Source organism: Rhodococcus sp. IEGM 1305 (assembly GCF_030058635.1).
In the GTDB taxonomy this organism is placed as follows: Bacteria; Actinomycetota; Actinomycetes; order Mycobacteriales; family Mycobacteriaceae; genus Rhodococcus_F; species Rhodococcus_F opacus_D.
In genome coordinates, this window is sequence record NZ_JASHKX010000011.1 from 111,782 (window position 1) to 128,190 (window position 16,409).

General features: G+C 67.2%; 16 protein-coding genes and 1 pseudogene. 10 read left to right on the plus strand and 7 right to left on the minus strand.

Features of this window, described 5'->3' with window-relative positions; genetic code table 11:
• Positions 1-69 precede the first annotated feature (69 nt).
• Positions 70-578: pseudogene (locus QM693_RS18345) on the minus strand (FAD-dependent oxidoreductase).
• 102 nt (positions 579-680) lie between these two features.
• Between QM693_RS18345 and QM693_RS18350 the strand changes: the two are divergent.
• The 6 genes from QM693_RS18350 (at position 681) to QM693_RS18375 (ending at position 5,073) form a co-directional block, all read left to right on the plus strand.
• Positions 681-1,544: a helix-turn-helix domain-containing GNAT family N-acetyltransferase gene (locus QM693_RS18350; RefSeq protein ID WP_283335779.1), complete on the plus strand. Its 864-nt coding sequence runs from the start codon at positions 681-683 to the stop codon at positions 1,542-1,544.
• 25 nt (positions 1,545-1,569) lie between these two features.
• Positions 1,570-2,100: a DinB family protein gene (locus tag QM693_RS18355; RefSeq protein ID WP_283353074.1), complete on the plus strand. Its 531-nt coding sequence runs from the start codon at positions 1,570-1,572 to the stop codon at positions 2,098-2,100.
• Between the two features lie 453 nt (positions 2,101-2,553).
• Positions 2,554-2,868, plus strand: coding sequence for a hypothetical protein (locus QM693_RS18360; RefSeq protein WP_283335781.1), 315 nt, complete (start codon positions 2,554-2,556; stop codon positions 2,866-2,868).
• A gap of 51 nt (positions 2,869-2,919) precedes the next feature.
• Positions 2,920-3,546 (plus strand): alpha/beta fold hydrolase, encoded by a 627-nt coding sequence (locus QM693_RS18365; protein WP_283353075.1) that lies wholly within the window; start codon positions 2,920-2,922, stop codon positions 3,544-3,546.
• 60 nt (positions 3,547-3,606) lie between these two features.
• Positions 3,607-4,524 (plus strand): alpha/beta hydrolase fold domain-containing protein, encoded by a 918-nt coding sequence (locus QM693_RS18370; protein WP_283353076.1) that lies wholly within the window; start codon positions 3,607-3,609, stop codon positions 4,522-4,524.
• 66 nt (positions 4,525-4,590) lie between these two features.
• Complete coding sequence (locus tag QM693_RS18375) at positions 4,591-5,073, plus strand: carboxymuconolactone decarboxylase family protein (RefSeq protein ID WP_029539728.1); 483 nt, start codon at positions 4,591-4,593, stop codon at positions 5,071-5,073.
• A gap of 12 nt (positions 5,074-5,085) precedes the next feature.
• Here the strand turns inward: QM693_RS18375 and QM693_RS18380 are convergent, their stop codons facing one another.
• The 5 genes from QM693_RS18380 to QM693_RS18400 form a co-directional block, all read right to left on the minus strand.
• Positions 5,086-5,979, minus strand: coding sequence for a LysR family transcriptional regulator (locus QM693_RS18380; protein WP_283335784.1), 894 nt, complete (start codon positions 5,977-5,979; stop codon positions 5,086-5,088).
• Between the two features lie 90 nt (positions 5,980-6,069).
• A complete protein-coding gene (locus tag QM693_RS18385) occupies positions 6,070-7,341 on the minus strand; it encodes a glucarate dehydratase family protein (RefSeq protein WP_283353077.1) in 1,272 nt (423 codons plus the stop codon).
• Positions 7,341-8,276, minus strand: a complete 936-nt coding sequence (locus tag QM693_RS18390) for a 5-dehydro-4-deoxyglucarate dehydratase (RefSeq protein WP_283353078.1) — start codon at positions 8,274-8,276, stop codon at positions 7,341-7,343. The genes QM693_RS18385 and QM693_RS18390 overlap by 1 nt, the downstream gene beginning before the upstream one ends.
• 25 nt (positions 8,277-8,301) lie before the next feature.
• Positions 8,302-9,897, minus strand: coding sequence for an aldehyde dehydrogenase (NADP(+)) (locus QM693_RS18395; protein ID WP_283353079.1), 1,596 nt, complete (start codon positions 9,895-9,897; stop codon positions 8,302-8,304).
• Between the two features lie 49 nt (positions 9,898-9,946).
• Positions 9,947-11,308, minus strand: a complete 1,362-nt coding sequence (locus QM693_RS18400) for an MFS transporter (protein ID WP_061044312.1) — start codon at positions 11,306-11,308, stop codon at positions 9,947-9,949.
• A 190-nt stretch (positions 11,309-11,498) separates the two neighbouring features.
• On the opposite strand from QM693_RS18400, the gene QM693_RS18405 reads away from it, so the two are divergent.
• The gene (locus QM693_RS18405; protein ID WP_283353080.1) at positions 11,499-12,086 is read left to right on the plus strand and encodes a GNAT family N-acetyltransferase; all 588 of its coding nucleotides are present in this window, start codon (positions 11,499-11,501) and stop codon (positions 12,084-12,086) included.
• On the opposite strand, the gene QM693_RS18410 is transcribed toward QM693_RS18405, so the two are convergent.
• Complete coding sequence (locus QM693_RS18410) at positions 12,062-13,072, minus strand: AraC family transcriptional regulator (protein ID WP_283335788.1); 1,011 nt, start codon at positions 13,070-13,072, stop codon at positions 12,062-12,064. The two genes, QM693_RS18405 and QM693_RS18410, sit on opposite strands and share 25 nt — an antisense overlap.
• Positions 13,073-13,276: 204 nt before the next feature.
• On the opposite strand from QM693_RS18410, the gene QM693_RS18415 reads away from it, so the two are divergent.
• The 3 genes from QM693_RS18415 to QM693_RS18425 are packed head-to-tail and all read left to right on the plus strand — an operon-like array spanning position 13,277 to position 16,306.
• On the plus strand, positions 13,277-14,251 hold the full coding sequence (locus tag QM693_RS18415; protein ID WP_007296272.1) for a quinone oxidoreductase family protein: 975 nt from the start codon (positions 13,277-13,279) through the stop codon (positions 14,249-14,251).
• A 38-nt stretch (positions 14,252-14,289) separates the two neighbouring features.
• Positions 14,290-15,204: a TauD/TfdA dioxygenase family protein gene (locus QM693_RS18420; protein WP_283335790.1), complete on the plus strand. Its 915-nt coding sequence runs from the start codon at positions 14,290-14,292 to the stop codon at positions 15,202-15,204.
• Between the two features lie 49 nt (positions 15,205-15,253).
• A complete protein-coding gene (locus QM693_RS18425; protein WP_283335791.1) occupies positions 15,254-16,306 on the plus strand; it encodes a beta-keto acid cleavage family enzyme in 1,053 nt (350 codons plus the stop codon).
• The last annotated feature ends 103 nt before the right edge of the window (positions 16,307-16,409 follow it).

Sequence of the window (16,409 nt, forward strand, 5' to 3'; positions counted from 1 at the left end):
TGAGTGGGAGTCCGCTTCCTCAGACGAACCAACCTCGAGTTGGACGCACCCGCAGCAGAATCAGGCAGGTCAGGAGATGGTGGCGCCATCGGCGGCGGGTTCAGGTTCGTCGAAGACCCCGGCGCCGCCGCATACCCCAGTCTCCGGCAACGTGAGTTCGACGCGGGCGGCGGCGGCGTGGTCGCCGGCCAGGGCGGCGGTAATGCTGCGGACCTGCTCGTACCCGGTCATTGCCAGGAACGTCGGCGCCCGCCCGTAGCTCTTCATCCCGACCAGGAACACATTCGGCTCCGGATGCGACAGTTCGGCTACCCCGTGCGGGTAGACGCTGGGCCGGTCGGGTACGCCTGGTCGTCCGGCGCCACCCAGCCGGTGGCGTCGAGCAGGCGGCGGGCCGACGGATCGATCAGCTCACCCCAACGGGAGAACAACCGCACGTGATTCCACTGCGCGATCGCCGCACCGGCTATCGGACCGCGGTCGAGGACCAGCGGGGTCAGGCCGCGCTCACGCAACTGGGCCGCGGCAGCGAGGCCGATCGGTCCGGCCCCCACGACGACAACGGGCACAGAGTTCATCTCGGAAGTCCTTTCATCGACACTCATCGATCTTCCTCTGGCGGAGAGTATCGATACGCGTCGATGAAGGCAACCATCGATGGATATCGATATAGTGGGTGCATGACTGCACTGGACATTCCGGTCGCTCGCACCGCCAACGAGGTGGATGCGTTGGCGCCGGAGGACGCGGCCACCTATGCCGGGTGGTTCGCCTGCCTGGCCGATCCCACCCGGGTGCGACTGCTGCACCAGGTCGCCTCCCGCCCGGCCGGGATCAACGTGGGCGAGCTGGCCGAGGCTCTGGGCATCGGCCAGCCCACCGTCTCGCACCACGTGCGCAAGCTTGCCGACGTCGGATTCGTCTCGGTCCGCAAGAGCGGAACCAGCACCGTGGTCATGGTCAATCCGGCCTGCTGCACCGGGCTGCCGCACGCCGCCGACGCAGTGATGGGTGTGCTGACCCCGCGCCCCTGCTGCCCGGACGACCTGCCCGGCGACGTCACCGTGCGAACCATGACCGATCAGGACTGGGATGACGTGCGCCGGATCTACGGCGAGGGCATCGCCACCCGCAACGCCACCTTCACCACCGAGGTCCCCACCCAGGCGACGCTCGATGGACTGTGGCTGCCCGGGCATCGGTGGGTCGCCGAGATCGACGACGTCGTGGTCGGCTGGGCCGCCCTGTCCCCGGTGTCCGGGCGAGCCTGCTACGCCGGGGTGGCCGAGAACTCGATCTACGTCGCCGACGGGATGCGCGGGCGCGGCGTCGGCAAGGCGTTGCTGCGCTCCCAGGTCATCGCCGCCGACGAGGCCGGACTGTGGACCTTGCAGACCTCGATCTTCCCCGAGAATCGGGCCAGCATCGCCCTGCACCACTCCGCCGGATTCCGCACCCTCGGTGTGCGCGAACGCATCGCCCGACTCGACGACATATGGCGCGACACCGTGTTTCTCGAGCGCCGCTCCCCCGTCGTCGGATAATCCTCCGAATCGACTGGGGCACAAGATGTCCGAGCAGCAACCTGTCGATCGTGCCGCGATCGCCGCGGAGCTCGAACGCGCCCGGAGCGTGCTGCACGAATTACTCGACGGCGCGAGCGCCGCAGATCTCGCGAGGCGTTCGTCCGGAACCCGGTGGACCAACGAGCAATTGCTGTTCCACATGGTCTTCGGCTACATGGTCGTTCGCCGGCTGCTCCTGCTGATCCGGATGTTCTCCCAGTTGTCGGAGGGGGCGAGCCGACGGTTCGCGCACGTGCTCGACGCGGCCACCCCAGCCTTCGACGAGGTCAACTATCGGGGCTCCGCCCTGGCAGCGGTCGTCTACAACCGCCACCGGATGGGCCGCCACTTCGACCGCGTCATCGCTTCGCTGCAACGCTCCCTCGCCCGGCAGACCGATGCAGACCTACAGCGCAGCATGTCCTTTCCGGTGCGCTGGGACCCGTTCTTCACCGAGACCATGACCGTCGAGCAGGTCTTTCGATACCCCGGGAAGCACTTCGACTTCCACCGACAACAGCTCACTCTCAACTGAACCGGGCCAGCTGCCCGTTGTCGATGGGGATGGTTCATCGATGCGCCGGCGCGGGCCCCGCATGATCGACATATACGACACGTAGGAATTCGATTCCTACCGACGTGACGAAATCATGGTGGACAGTTGTTTAATATCAGAATGTGAGAAAAAGCGTCTTTAATCGAAACGTTCCGCAGACCCGTGTGCGATAGGCAAAGTAAGCGGAGATCGACGATCCCGTGGTTCACAGAAACAACAGAGAAGAGAATTACTCGCACTCGGCTGACGATCGAGTGATCCAGGACAGGGATTCTCGGCTCCCACCGGTAGCCGAGAATCCACACCCTGAACAGGGGTAATTCGCCTCCGCAAGTGTGTCGTAGGAATATTTGACAGATCGGTGGCACGATCTCGGGAGAAAACTGACAATTCCGCTGCAGGAGTCGGGGATTATCGAATGAGGTGAGCACCATGAAAAACAAATTCGCTGTGCGATCGGCAGTCGTGGCCGCCGTCATCGCTCCCACCCTGGTTTTCGCGGGCGGCACTCCGGCCACAGCGGCACCAACACTGAACGCGGGCGGATCCGGCCAGGTAGAGGTCAGAGTCCCGACCGGTGAAAGCTGGACGTGCTTCGCATTCGACTCGAACTTCACGTTCAAGACGGGTGCCTTCGCGGCGGGTCTCGGTACGCTCGACGGATTCGCGAAGGGATCGAATGTGACCGCGTTCTGCTTCGGCAACATGGCCCCGTTCTTCTTCTCGGGCAGTGTGAAAGTCACCTAGACCGGAACCCTTTCGCCGCATCGAACGTGCCCTCGGCAGTATGTTGGAGACATGAAGGCCTTACTCGCCCTTCTGTCTCTGCTGCTCGCCGTCGTGGTGGGCTGCTCCGGCGATGACAGCACACCGTCGGCGGGCAGTGACACGTCCGGCACCGAGATCGAGGTCGGCGGCGGCGACGCGTTGCAGTGGGGAGATGGCGAGTACGGAGTGGTGCTGGCCCACGGTGCCGTCTTCGACGCCGCCAGCTGGGAAGACCAGGCCTCGGCGATCGCCAACCAGGGTGCCACTGTTATCGCCGTCGAGGACATCACGCCGGAGTCGATCGCGGCCACCGTCGCCAGCCTCATAGACAATGGGCACCCCGACGTCGCGCTGGTGGGCGGAAGCGCGGGCGCCGACGCCATCCTGCAACTGGCCTCGCAGCAGCCCGACCTTCCCGACCAGCTGGTGCTGCTCTCCCCGAATCGGGTGGTCGACGGCCTCGGCAGTGAGCCCAAGCTGTTCATCGCCAGCGAGGACGAGCCCGTCGCCGGCGTGTCGCAGCAACTCGCCGACGGCTCACCGGGCGCCGACAACAAAGTGATCCTTCTGCCGGGCTCCGCCCACGGGCAGAACATCTTCGACGGTGAGAACGCTGACGCGGCAATGGACGCGATCCTCCAACGACTGGCCAACTGAGGACCGAATTGCCGTGTCAACTCGCCGGAGCGGCCGCGCCGAGTCCGCGAACACGTCACAATGAGGGGCGTGATCATTCCCGATATTCGCCCCGCAATCGTTCACACCGGGGTTCGGATACTGCTGGGCCGCAACAAACTCCGCACGGCCGAGGACACGCGGCGCGACGTCCACGCGACGACGCTGCGGCCGGCCTCGTTCAACCCGCCACCATCTCCGCTCCTGCGCGGGGTGCGGCTCTCCGCCGACCGCACGGGCGGATTTCCCGTCTTCACCGTCGAACCGGACAACGGGCGATACGGAAAGACTGTGGTCGACTTCCACGGCGGTGCCTATGTCCGCGAAATAACGTCCTTCCACTGGCTGTTCGCGCGCACCATCACCACGGCGGCATCGGTCCGGCTTCTGCTACCGATCTACCCCCTCGCCCCGCACCGGACGGCCGCCCGCACCGTCGCCGATGCGGCCGACCTCGTCGAATCGGCAATCTCCGCCCGAGGCGCCGACAACGTGGCGGTGATCGGCGATTCCGCCGGTGGCGGGCTCGCGCTCGCCGCAGCGCAGGAACTCAAACGGAGGGGCGCACCCCAGCCGTCGCGGCTGATCCTTGTCGCCCCGTGGCTGGACGCCACCATGAGCGACCCCACGCAAGCCATCATCGAGAAGCGCGACATCCTCCTCGCGCGCGGAGGACTGGAAGAAGCCGGCCGACTCTACGCGGGAGACCTCGAGGTCACCGACTGGCGCGTCAGCCCCCTCTTCGGCGACCTCACCGGCCTCGCGCCCATGAGCGTGTACACCGGCACCCACGACATTCTCGTCACCGACTCCCGCGCGCTCACTCAGCGAGCACGCGAGGCCGGCACGACAGTCGACTACATCGAGGAGATCGGGATGCAGCACGACTACGCACTCTTCCCCCTGATCCGTCAGGCACGTGCCGCCCGCGAAGACATCGTCCGCACACTGCGAGCGTAACCACCGAAGATATAGAACACGTGTCAGATCTTCCGCCTGCGACACCTCCCGCTGTAGCATTCGGGGATGAGTCGAGTAGGTAGCTACAGTGACGATGACGTGGCAGGTTGGCTGTCGATCTCACCCGAGCTGGGTGGTGCACTCGGCGCTTTCACGGACGCCGTGTACAACCGGAACCGGTTACCGTTACGGGTCCGGGAGATCGCGCGGATGGCGGTCGCGGAGGCCAATGAGTGCGCCGTGTGCCTCGGCACCCGCGACAGGAGTGGCGCCGATGCGGGGATCGACGAGCACTTCTACGATCACGTTCTCGAGTGGGAGTCGTGGCCCGGGTACAGCGCCGAGGAGCGGACGGCGGCGGAGTTCGCCCACCGGTTCGCCACCGATCACACGGCGCTCCGCGACGACGAAGACTTCTGGGCGCGGTGTCACGAGCATTTCACCGACGAGATCCTGACGGACCTGGCGCTGTCGTGCGCGTTGTGGCTGGGGACGGGCCGGGTACTGCGGGTGCTCGACATCGGTCAGACGTGCAAGCTCACGCTCTGAGCACTCCGGTTCTCATTCCCATTCCCGCTTCGGCAGGACGTCCTCCATGAACCTGCGCAACGCGGGGTTCCGGTTGTCCGACCGCCAGGCGGCGTTCATCTGGACGGGCCGGTCGCGGACGGCGGAGACGGGACGGAACACAACCCCCTCCGGGTGCATCGTCTGCGCGGATTCGGGCACGAGGGCCATGCCGAGCCCGGACCGGACGAGCACCAGCATGGTGTGCACCTGCGTGACGTACTGGACGTAGCGCGGAGAGGCGCCGACGATCGTGAACGTGCTGATGAGCAGTTCGTGGAAGTACCGCGCATCGACGGGCGAATACATGACGACGGGCTGATCGTCGAAGTCCTCCACGGCCAGCTGCTCGGCGTCGGCGAGGGGGTGACCGGCGGGCAGCGCGGCGACGAGCCGTTCGTGGTGGATGGGGCGCGTGTCGATGCCGGGGCGGGTGAGGATCGGGCGGATCAGCCCGAGGTCCAGTTCACCGCTGATCAACGATTCGATCTGCACGGAGGTGACCATTTCCCGCAGAACGACTTTCACGTCCGGGAGTCTGTCCCGGGCGGCCTCGAGCAACCTCGGCAGCACCGCGTGCGCGGACGCGCCGGTGAATCCGACGACGACGGTGCCGAGGTCACCGGCCGGGACGCGCCGCACCGTCAGTGCGGCACTCTCCGACAGGCTCAGGATGCGCCGGGCGTCGGGCAGGAACGCGGTACCGGCGGCGGTGAGGGTGACGGATCGGCTGGTGCGGTCGATCAACTGCACGCCGAGTTCGCTTTCGAGTTGCTGGATCTGACGGCTCAGCGGCGGCTGCGTCATGTGCAGGCGTTCGGCGGCGCGACCGAAGTGCAGTTCCTCCGCGACGGCGATGAAACACGACAGCCGCGCGAGGGAGAACATTCGATCCACTCCTTTGCCTCGGGGTGGACTCAATGTATCCCACCCCGAAGGCGCCGACCGAGACCGCGGTCGGCGCCTCCGATGAGACAGTTACCAGCGAGGGCAGGTGTTCTCGAACGTCGGATCCACCGACTGCATGTATCCGGTGTCGTCGCGGTCGCGCACCCCGCAGTCGAGGTACTGCTGGTGCAGGGCGGCGAGGGCGTCCTCGTCGATCTCCACACCGAGACCCGGCGTCGTCGGCACCGGGACCGCGCCGTCGACGAACTTCAGCACACCGGGCTTGACGACGTCCTCGGTCTTCCACGGCCAGTGCGTGTCACACGCGTACGTGAGGTTCGGTGTGGCGCCGGCGAGGTGCACCATCGCGGCCAGGCTGATGCCGAGATGCGAGTTGGAGTGCATCGACAGGCCCAGACCGAAGTTGTCGCAGATACCGGCGAGCAACCGCGACCGCTGCAGGCCACCCCAGTAGTGGTGATCCGACAGCACGACCTGGACCGAACCCTTCCGCACCGCGGGCTCGAGCTGATCGAAAGCGACGACGCACATGTTCGTCGCCAGCGGCATCTTCGCCTCCCGCGCGACCTCGGCCATGCCGTCGAGGCCCGGCGTCGGGTCCTCGAGGTATTCGACGATGCCGTCGAGTTCCGACGCGACCCTGATCGACGTGTCGACGGTCCACGCGGCGTTGGGGTCGAGGCGCAGCGGCAGGTCGGGGAACGCGGCACGCAGTGCCTTGATGCCGGCGATCTCTTCGTCCGGCGAGAACACGCCGCCCTTGACCTTGATGGCCTCGAAGCCGTACTCGCCGATCATCTTCTGCGCCTGACGGACCAGACCGTCGGGGTCGATCGCCTCGCCCCATTCGTCGGGCTCGGCGCCCGGGTGCCCGGCCCACTTGTAGAACAGGTAGGCGCTGAACGGGACGGCGTCGCGCACCTTGCCGCCGAGCAGATCAGACACCGGCCGGCCGAGCGCCTTGCCCTGCACGTCGAGGCACGCCACCTCGAACGGGGAGAACACGCGGTCGGTGGTGCTGGCCGTGGTGATCATGCCCGCGACACCGTCACCGCCCGTGACGGTCAGGGTCGCGACCTTCTCGTCGATCGCCGCGCGGATCGCGTTGAGCGCGAACACGTCCAGACCGACGATCGCCTCGGCGGCCGCCTCGAGCCGGATGAGGTGGGCTGTGTCGGCGTACGTTTCACCGAGGCCGACGAGCCCGCCGTCCGTGTCGAGCTGAATGATCGCACGCAGCGCGTAGGGCTGGTGCACGCCGACGGTGTTGAGGAGCGGCGGGTCGACGAACGCGACGGGTGTGATCCGCGCGCCGGTGATCCGGATGGGTGCGGCAGCCATCAGACCGCCGCCTGCACGGCGAGTGCGTCGGCGAGCACGGCGCGCCCGGCCGCGGTGATCTGCGCGAGTTCCCGCAGGTGGGCCTCGCTCGTCGGAACGAGCGGCGGCCGCACCGACCCGGCGTCGATACCTTCCATCGCGACACCCGACTTGATCAGCGACACCGCGTATCCGGGCACCTGGTCACGCAGGCGCACCAGGGGGTGGAAGAAGTCGCGGAGCAGCGCGTCGGTGAGTTCCTCGTTGCCGGATTCGAGCGCCTCGTAGAACCCGAGAGCGAGTTCGGGCGCGAACGCGAACGTCGCGGACGAGTACAGCGTGACGCCGATCGCGCGGTACGCCTGCTGGGTGACCTCGGCGGTGGGCATGCCGTTGAAGAACAGGAACGGCTTGCCGGACGGGGCGAGCGCATCCTTCACAGCACGCACGATGCGGCCCACCTTGTCGAGATCACCGGTGCCGTCCTTGAACCCGACCACGGTCGGGAACTGCGCCACCTCCACGGCGGCCGCCTCGTCGAACCGGGCGTTACCGCGGTTGTAGACGACGAGCGGGAGATCGGTGGTGTCGGCGACCGCGCGGGTGTACTCCACCAGACCGGCCTGCGGCATCGTCACCAGGTACGGCGGGAGCAGCAGGATGCCGTCGGCGCCATTCTCCTTCGCGCTGGCGGCGAACTCCTTGGCCTGCTGCACCGAGCCGCCGGCCCCAGCGAACACGGGGACGCGTCCGGCGACGACCTCGGTGGCCCTGGCGACGATCTTGCCGAACTCCTCCAGCCCGAGGGCGTGGAATTCGCCGGTGCCGCAAGCGATGAAGACACCTCCGGGGCCCGCGTCGACACCCTTGGCAACGTGCTCGGCGAGCCGGTCGTAGTCGACGTCGCCGGATGCGGTGAACGGGGTGACGGGGAAGAACAAGACGCCGTCGAGCATGGGGAACTCCTTCACGAAGGGAAAATCAGGCTTGGGTGAGTCGGCCGTCGATGCGACGCCACACCTGGTCGGGGTTGCCGTCGGCGATGGCGGCGGGGAGCAGCGAGCTCGGAACATCCTGGTAGGCAACGGGACGCAGGAACCGTTCGATCGCCAGCGAGCCCACGGACGTGGTACGCGAGTCGGAGGTCGCGGGATGCGGGCCACCGTGCACCATCGCGTGGCCGACCTCGACCCCGGTGGGCCAGCCGTTGAACAGGATCCGGCCGGCCTTGAGTTCGAGAACGGGCAGCAGTCGTCCGGCCTCGTCGAGATCGGCGTCGTCGACGTGGACGGTCGCGGTGAGCTGACCTTCGAGCTTGGCCGCGACGGCCCGCACCTGCTCGGCGTCGCGGCAGCGGACGATCAGGCTCGACGAACCGAACACCTCCTGCTGCAACACCTCCGAACCCAGGAACGTGTCGGCGTCGGTGCTGAACAGCGCGGCCCGGCCGGTGTTCGGCGCGTCGGATTCGGTGCCGCGCGCCTCCACGGTTGCGGCTCCGGTGAGCGCGGTGACGCCGTCCGCGTAGCAGCCGGCGATGTTCGGGGTGAGCATCGGCGTGGGCGTGCTCTCGGCGACGGCGGCGCTCGCGGACTCGACGAACGAGGCGAGTCCGGGACCGTCGACCGCGATGACGAGTCCTGGGTTGGTGCAGAACTGTCCGGATCCGAGCGTCAGGGACCCGACGAAGGCGCGACCGAGTTCGGCGCCCCGCGTGGTGAGCGCGTTCTCGAGAACGAACACCGGGTTGATCGAACTCATCTCGGCGTACACCGGGATGGGTTCCGGACGTCCGGCGGCAGCGGCGACCAGAGCGGTTCCACCGGAACGGGATCCGGTGAATCCGACGGCCTTGATGCGCGGGTCGGTGACCAGTGCGGTGCCGAGCCCGCGGCCCGAGCCGAACAGCAGGGAGAACGTGCCCGCGGGCATGCCGGTGCTCGTGACGGCGTCGGCGATGGCGCGGCCGACGAGTTCGGAGGTGCCGGGGTGCGCGTCGTGAGCCTTCACGACGACGGGGCAGCCCGCAGCCAGCGCGGACGCGGTGTCGCCGCCGGCCACGGAGAAGGCGAGGGGGAAGTTGCTCGCGCCGAACACCGCGACGGGTCCGAGCGGTACCTTCCGCTGCCGGATGTCGGCACGGGGCAGGGGCGTCCGGTCGGGCATCGCGGGATCGATGCGGGCACCGTTCCAGCCACCGTCACGCAGGACGCCGGCGAACAGCCGCAGCTGTCCGGACGTGCGGCCCACCTCACCGGTGATACGGCCCTGGGGAAGTCCGGATTCGGCGCAGGCCCGTGCGATGAGCGTCTCGCCGAGGGCCTCGATGTTGTCGGCGATCGCCTCGAGGAACTGGGCGCGCTTATCGCTGCTCGTTGCGCGGAACGGCGCGAACGCCTCGGCGGCGGCGGCGCAGGCGGCGTCGACGTCTCGTTCGTCACCGTGCGCGAAGCCCGGTTCCAGCCGGCCGTCGGTGGTGGGGTCGATGCCGTGGATCGTCGTGCCGGAACCCTGGACGGGCTTCCCTGCGATGATCATCTGTCCGGTCACGTCGGTCCGGTTCACCGTTGCTGTCATGATTCAGTCCTCGAGTTCTCGTCTGCGTTTCGTATGTGCCGGTGAGAGGTCACTTGGCTGCCACGGTGGGCTCGTCGGAGCCCACCTCTGGCAGGTCGGCGACGTCGTCGATGTCTTCCTTGTCGCGCCGGAAGTACGTCACCGCCGCGGCGGCGGCCAGGGCGAAGAGCGACAACACGACGAGGCCGATCGTCACCGTGCCGGTCTGCTCCTTGATCACTCCGAAGCCGAACGGGGCCACGAAGCCACCCAGGTTGCCCAGCGAGTTGATGATCGCGATCGCCGGCGCCAGCACCATCGGGTGGAGTGTGCGCTGCGGAATGGACCAGAACAGCGGGCTCGCGCTCTTGAATCCCATCGTCGCGACGCACAGCAGCGGAAGCGCCAGCCAGGGCGTGACGAACGCGGCGGCCATCGTGCCGATACCGCCGATGAGCAGCGCGGCGACGAGGTAGGGCTTGTGCCGTCCGGTGCGGTCGGCGGAGCGGTTGGAGTAGTACATCGCGAAGATCGCGCAGATCCACGGCAGCGAGGAGAGCAGCCCGACGGTGACGTCGGTGGTGCCCGGGATGCGGCGGATGATCGACGGGAGCCAGAACGTGTTGGCGTAGATCGCCATGGTGATCGCGAAGAAGATGCCGCAGCACACCAGGATCCGCGGCTGCAGGAGCAGCTTCCAGCGCGAGCCCGACTCGCCGCGCTTCGCGGACGCCTCGCTGCGCAGCACGTCCTCCTCGGCGATGACGGCCTGCAGGTCGTGCTTCTCCGGGCCGGTGAGCCACTTCGCGTCGTCGATCTTCGAGTCGAGCAGGCGGTAGGCGATGCATCCGACGACGACGGACAGCAGTCCCTCCAGCGCGAACATCCACTGCCAGCCGTGATGTCCGCCGAGTCCGTCGAGGGACAGCAGCGGTCCGGACAGCGGTCCCGAGATGGCGGCCGCGATGGAGGATCCGGCGATGAACAGTGCCGTGGCGCGGCTGCGGTGGTTGTTCGGCAGCCAGCGGGTGAAGTAGAAGATGATGGCCGGGAAGAAGCCGGCCTCGGCGACACCGAGGAGGAACCGCAGGGCGTAGAACATCTCCGGGCCGTTGACGAACGCCATCGCCGCGGACACCAGGCCCCACGAGATCATGATGCGGGTGAGCCACACCTTGGCGCCGAACTTCTCCATGAGCACGTTCGACGGCAGTTCGAAGATTGCATAGGCGATGAAGAAGACACCCGCACCGAAGCCGTACGCCGCAGCACCGATTCCCACGTCCGCCTCGAGATGCGTCTGCGCGTAGCCGATGTTGGATCTGTTGAGCTGGTTGCAGATGAGCATGACGATGAACAGCGGGACGACGCGACGGAAGATCTTGGAGACCGCGCTGTCGACTGCCGGGGAAACGGCGAGGGGGAGGGTCATCGGTGACTCCTCTCTGTGTGCTGGCGCTGGTGGTACGGGGAACGTTGGAGGACTCCGATCACGCCCGGCTACCAGGCGTGACCTGAGTCATAGGAATCACGCTAGAGGCATGTTCGATACATGTCCAAGTCAAAGATTCTCGTTATCGATGCCGAAGTTGAATCGACGTGGTTCCTGTAGTTTTCCTACCGTGAGCGCCGACGCAGTCACCTTCGAGTTCGTCCGCACGACCCGCGAATTCTTCCCCCAACTGCAACAATGGCTCCGCGAACCGCACGTCGCGCGGTTCTGGAACCACGACACCGCGGACGCCGACATCGAACGCGACTTCGGCGGCAGCATCGACGGCACCGAACCCTGCGAGGACTTCCTCGTCCTGCGCGACGGCGTGCCCTTCGGATTCATCCAGCGGTACCGGATCGCGGACTACCCCGAGGACCTCGCGCTCCTCACGGCCCTCGTCGAGATCCCGCCGGGAAGCATCTCCATCGACTACTACGTCGGCGACCCGCAACACACCGGACAGGGACTGGGAACCGCGATGATCAGCGCGTTCGTCGCCAAGTGCCGCGCCGACCTACCCGACGCCACCGCGATCGTCGTCCCCGTCGTCGTCCCCAACCGGGCGTCGTGGCGCGCGCTCGAGAAGGCCGGCTTCCGCCGCGTCGGCGAGGGCTACCTGCCGCCGGACAACCCCATCGACGACGGCGCCCACTACATCAGCAGGCTCGATCTGGACGAGCTCCGGAAGATTCAGCCGGCGTCGCCCGACCGCTGAGCGCGCCAGCGGCTCGGGCTGCACCCGAACCGCCCGCTGAACCAGCGCGAGAAGTTACTGGGCGCCGAGAACGCCAGCACGTCCGCGATCTCGGTGAGACTCAGGCGGGGATTCGCGACCATCCGTTCGGCGAGTTCGACGCGGGTCGCGTCGAGGACGGTCGAGAACGTCTCCCCACTCTCGGCGAGGCGGCGATGCACCGTTCGCCGGTCGACCCCCAGACTGCGAGCCACTTGCTCGACGGAACAGCGGCCCGTCGGCAGCAGTAGTTCGATCAGCTCGCGGACCCGGCTCACGATCGTCACGTCGTCCGACGGCTCCCAGGACTCGAGGAGTTGCTGGGTGTAGCGACGGAGCAGTGGATCGGACATCTTGTTCGGCTCAGCCAGGTTGCCGGCGTCGATGACGATGCCTGCGAACTCGTGGTCGAAGTTCACTACCGGCCCGAACAGACGCCGGTGGGTCGCCGCGTCCGCAGGAGCCGGATGAGGGAAGCAGACGGCGAGCGGTTTCCAGCCGCCCCCGAGGAAGCCGCGCAGCAGCCGGTGCAGCACTCCGACCGCCAGTTCCACCGACTGCCGTGTCTCGGTTGCCTCCCCCACGTCCAGTTCGACACGCAACGTCGCGAGACCGTTCGACTCGGACATCCGCGTCTGCAACGCCTCGTTGTACGTGTGCGTGTACCGCGTGAGCACGCGCAGGGCGCTGCGGACGTCGGGCTCCTCGCGCACGACGAGGCTGAGCGGGCCAAGGTTGGAGAACTGCCGGCGCTCGGCGAGGCGCACCCCGAAGTCTGCGTGCCCGGACGCCTCCACCGACTGCTCGAGCAGGTGCGCGATCGCCGCGGCCGGGATCCATCGGTCTTGCAGTGCGAGGCCGGACGGATCAAGGCCGGCGGACCTCATCAACGGCACCGGATCGACGCCGAGCGACCGGCACAGCTCGAGGTATCCGTTCAGCGACGCGTAGCGCGCAAGGGGTTTCATGCCACCTCCAATGCCCTGTCCCGAAATGATAGGCCGTCTGTCCCGTCAGGATAAGCAATCGACCGGGTGCGCCCGTACTGTTAGGTGCATCACAGAAGCGGCCGGAGAGGTGATCCGCCACACCGGGCCACCCCCGCCCCGCCCGACCGCGACCGGTCCGGCGGCGGCACCGCACCGATCATCACATCGACGAGGAGAAATACTGTGGCACAGGCTGTTCGGTTCTACGAGCACGGCGCACCGGAAGTCATGAAGTGGGAGAACGTCGAGGTCGGGGAGCCCGGGCCCCACGGGGTGCGGATCCGGCACGAAGCCGTCGGACTGAACTTCGCCGACACCTACTTCCGCACCGGCCTGTACCCGGCCGAGTTGCCCGCGGGCATGGGAGTGGAGGCGGCCGGTGTCGTCGAGGAAGTCGGCTCCGGCGTGACCCACGTGCAGGTCGGTGACCGCGTCACCTACACGGGCAGCCCCCTCGGCGCCTACAGCACCGAACGCGTGATGCCGGCCGCACCGCTGATCCCGCTGCCCGAAGCGATCCGCTTCGACACCGCGGCCGCGATGACGATGCGCGGTCTGACCACGGCCTACCTGCTGCGGCGCATCCACCCGCTGAAGGCGGGCGACACCGTGCTCCTGCACGCCGCGGCCGGCGGCGTCGGCCTGATCTTCACGCAGTGGGCAAAGTTGCTGGGCATCAACGTGATCGGCACCGTGTCCACCGACGAGAAGGCCGCGATCGCCCGCGCCCACGGCTGTGAGCACGTGATCGTCTACACCCGGGAGAACGTCGCCGAGCGGGTTCGGGAAATCACCGACGGTGCCGGCGTCCCCGTCGTGTACGACAGCATCGGCGAGTCCACCTTCCAGACGTCGCTCGACTGCCTCGCCCGGCGCGGACTGCTGGTGTGCTTCGGAACGGCCTCCGGACCGATTCCTCCGATCAACGCAATGCAGTTGGCTGTCAAGGGTTCACTGTTCGTCACCCGACCCGCGCTCGCCGACTACATCGCCGACCCGGCGGAGCGCGCCGAACTCGCCGGTGAACTCTTCGGGCACGTCGAGGCCGGCCGGATCCGGATCGAGATCAACCAGAGCTACGGGCTCGAGGACGCCGTCCAGGCGCACCACGATCTCGAATCCGGCCGCAGCATCGGCTCCTCCGTGTTCCGACTCTGACAGCGCGCCACCACATTCACCCCGACGGAGACACCACCATGACCGACACCGCGCAACTGACCTACTCGCCCGAACCGCACACGATCCTCTCCCCTTCCGGATCCTTCCGATTCGCACCGCTCACCTGCTCGATCGGCGCCGAACTGTTCGACGTGAACCTCGGTGACGCCGCCCGCGACGACGCCCTGTTCGCCGAACTGCGGGAACTGCTGCTCGAGTACAAGGTTTTGTTCCTCCGCGACCAGGACATGTCCCGCGCCGAGCACGTGGCGCTGGCCGAACGGTTCGGCCCGCTCGAGGACCACCCCGCCGTGGGGAGCGACCCCGACCACCCAGGGCTGGTGCAAATCTACAAGGACCTCGACAGCCCGGCCGAGCACTACGAGAACGCCTTTCACTGCGACGCCACCTGGCGGGAGAACCCGCCGATGGGCTGCGTGCTCCGCTGCGTGGAGACGCCCCCGATCGGCGGAGACACCATCTGGGTGAACATGGCCCTGGCGTACGAGAAGCTTCCCGAGCAGGTCAAGAAGCAGATCGACGGACTCCGCGCCCGGCACAGCATCGAGGCGTCCTTCGGTGCCGCGCAGCCGCCGGAACAGCGGCACGCGCTGCACGAGAGGTTCCCCGACGCCGAGCACCCCGTGGTGCGCACGCACCCCGAGACCGGCGAAAAGATCTTGTTCGTCAACGCTTTCGCGACCCACTTCGTCAATTACCACACCCCGGAGAACATCCGGTACGGCATCGACTACGCGCCCGGCAGCAGCAACCTGCTCAACTACCTGATCAGCCAGGCGTCGATTCCCGAGTACCAGGTGCGGTGGCGGTGGACCCCGAACAGTGTGGCGATCTGGGACAACCGGTCCACCCAGCACTACGCGGTCCAGGACTACTGGCCCGCCGTCCGCAAGATGGAGCGCGCCGGCATCGTCGGCGACCGGCCCTTCTGAATTACTCACTGCCCCTTTTCATCAGATCCGATTTCGAACGGAGAACACCATGCACTTCCACGACGACGCCCTCTTCCCCGAGACCCAGGAAAAGCTGGTCATCACCTGTGCCCCGTACGGTCCCGAGTGGGAGCCGGACGACTTCCGCGAAGACCTGCCGCTGACGATGGACGAGCACGTCCAGAAGGCGGTGGACTGCTACGAGGCCGGCGCCACCGTCCTGCACATCCACGTCCGCGAACTCGACGGCAAGGGCTCCAAGCGGCTCTCGAAGTTCAACGAGTTGCTCGCCGGACTCCGCCAGGCGGTGCCTGACATGATCCTGCAGGTCGGCGGATCGATCTCCTTCGCACCCGAAGGCGAAGGAGCGGATGCGAAGTGGCTCTCGGACGACACCCGGCACATGCTGGCCGACCTCGATCCCGCACCCGACCAGGTGACGATCGCGATCAACACCTCTCAGATGAACATCATGGAACTCATGACCGCCGACGACATCGCCGGCACCTCGATGGAGCGGCCCGAGCTCGCCGAGGCGTACCGGGAGATGACGGTCCCGGCAGGCCCCGCGTGGGTCGAGGAGCATCTGCGTCGCCTGCAGGCGGCCGGAATTCAGCCGCACTTCCAGCTCTCGAGCATCCCCCAGCTCGAGACCGTCGAGCGGCTCATCCGGCGCGGGATCTACACCGGCCCGCTCAACCTGACCTGGGTCGGCATCGGCGGCGGCTTCGACGGCCCCAACCCGTACAACATCATGAACTTCATCCAGCGAGTCCCGGACGGCGCCTGCCTGACCCTCGAGACCCTGATGCGCAGCGTGCTGCCGGTCAACGCGATGGCGATCGCGATGGGCCTGCACCCCCGTTGCGGTAACGAGGACACCATCTGGGGACGCAAGGGCGAGAAGATGACCTCCGTCCAGCAGATCGAGCAGTTGGTCCGCGTCGCGGGTGAACTGGGCCGCGAGGTGGCCACCGGCAAGGAGGCCCGCGACATCTACCGGATCGGCCAGACCTACGCCGATGCCGACGAAACCCTCGCCAAGCTCGGCTACGCGCCCAACCGCCGTCCCGGCCAGGTGGGCTTCACCCACCACGCCTGAGTTCCGGCGCCGGGGGGATCTCGGTCACGACCGGGGAGAGAGCGGGTAGATCGCTGCCCGCTCTCTCCCCCACCCCTTTATCACTCCTGACGGCCATAGGAGG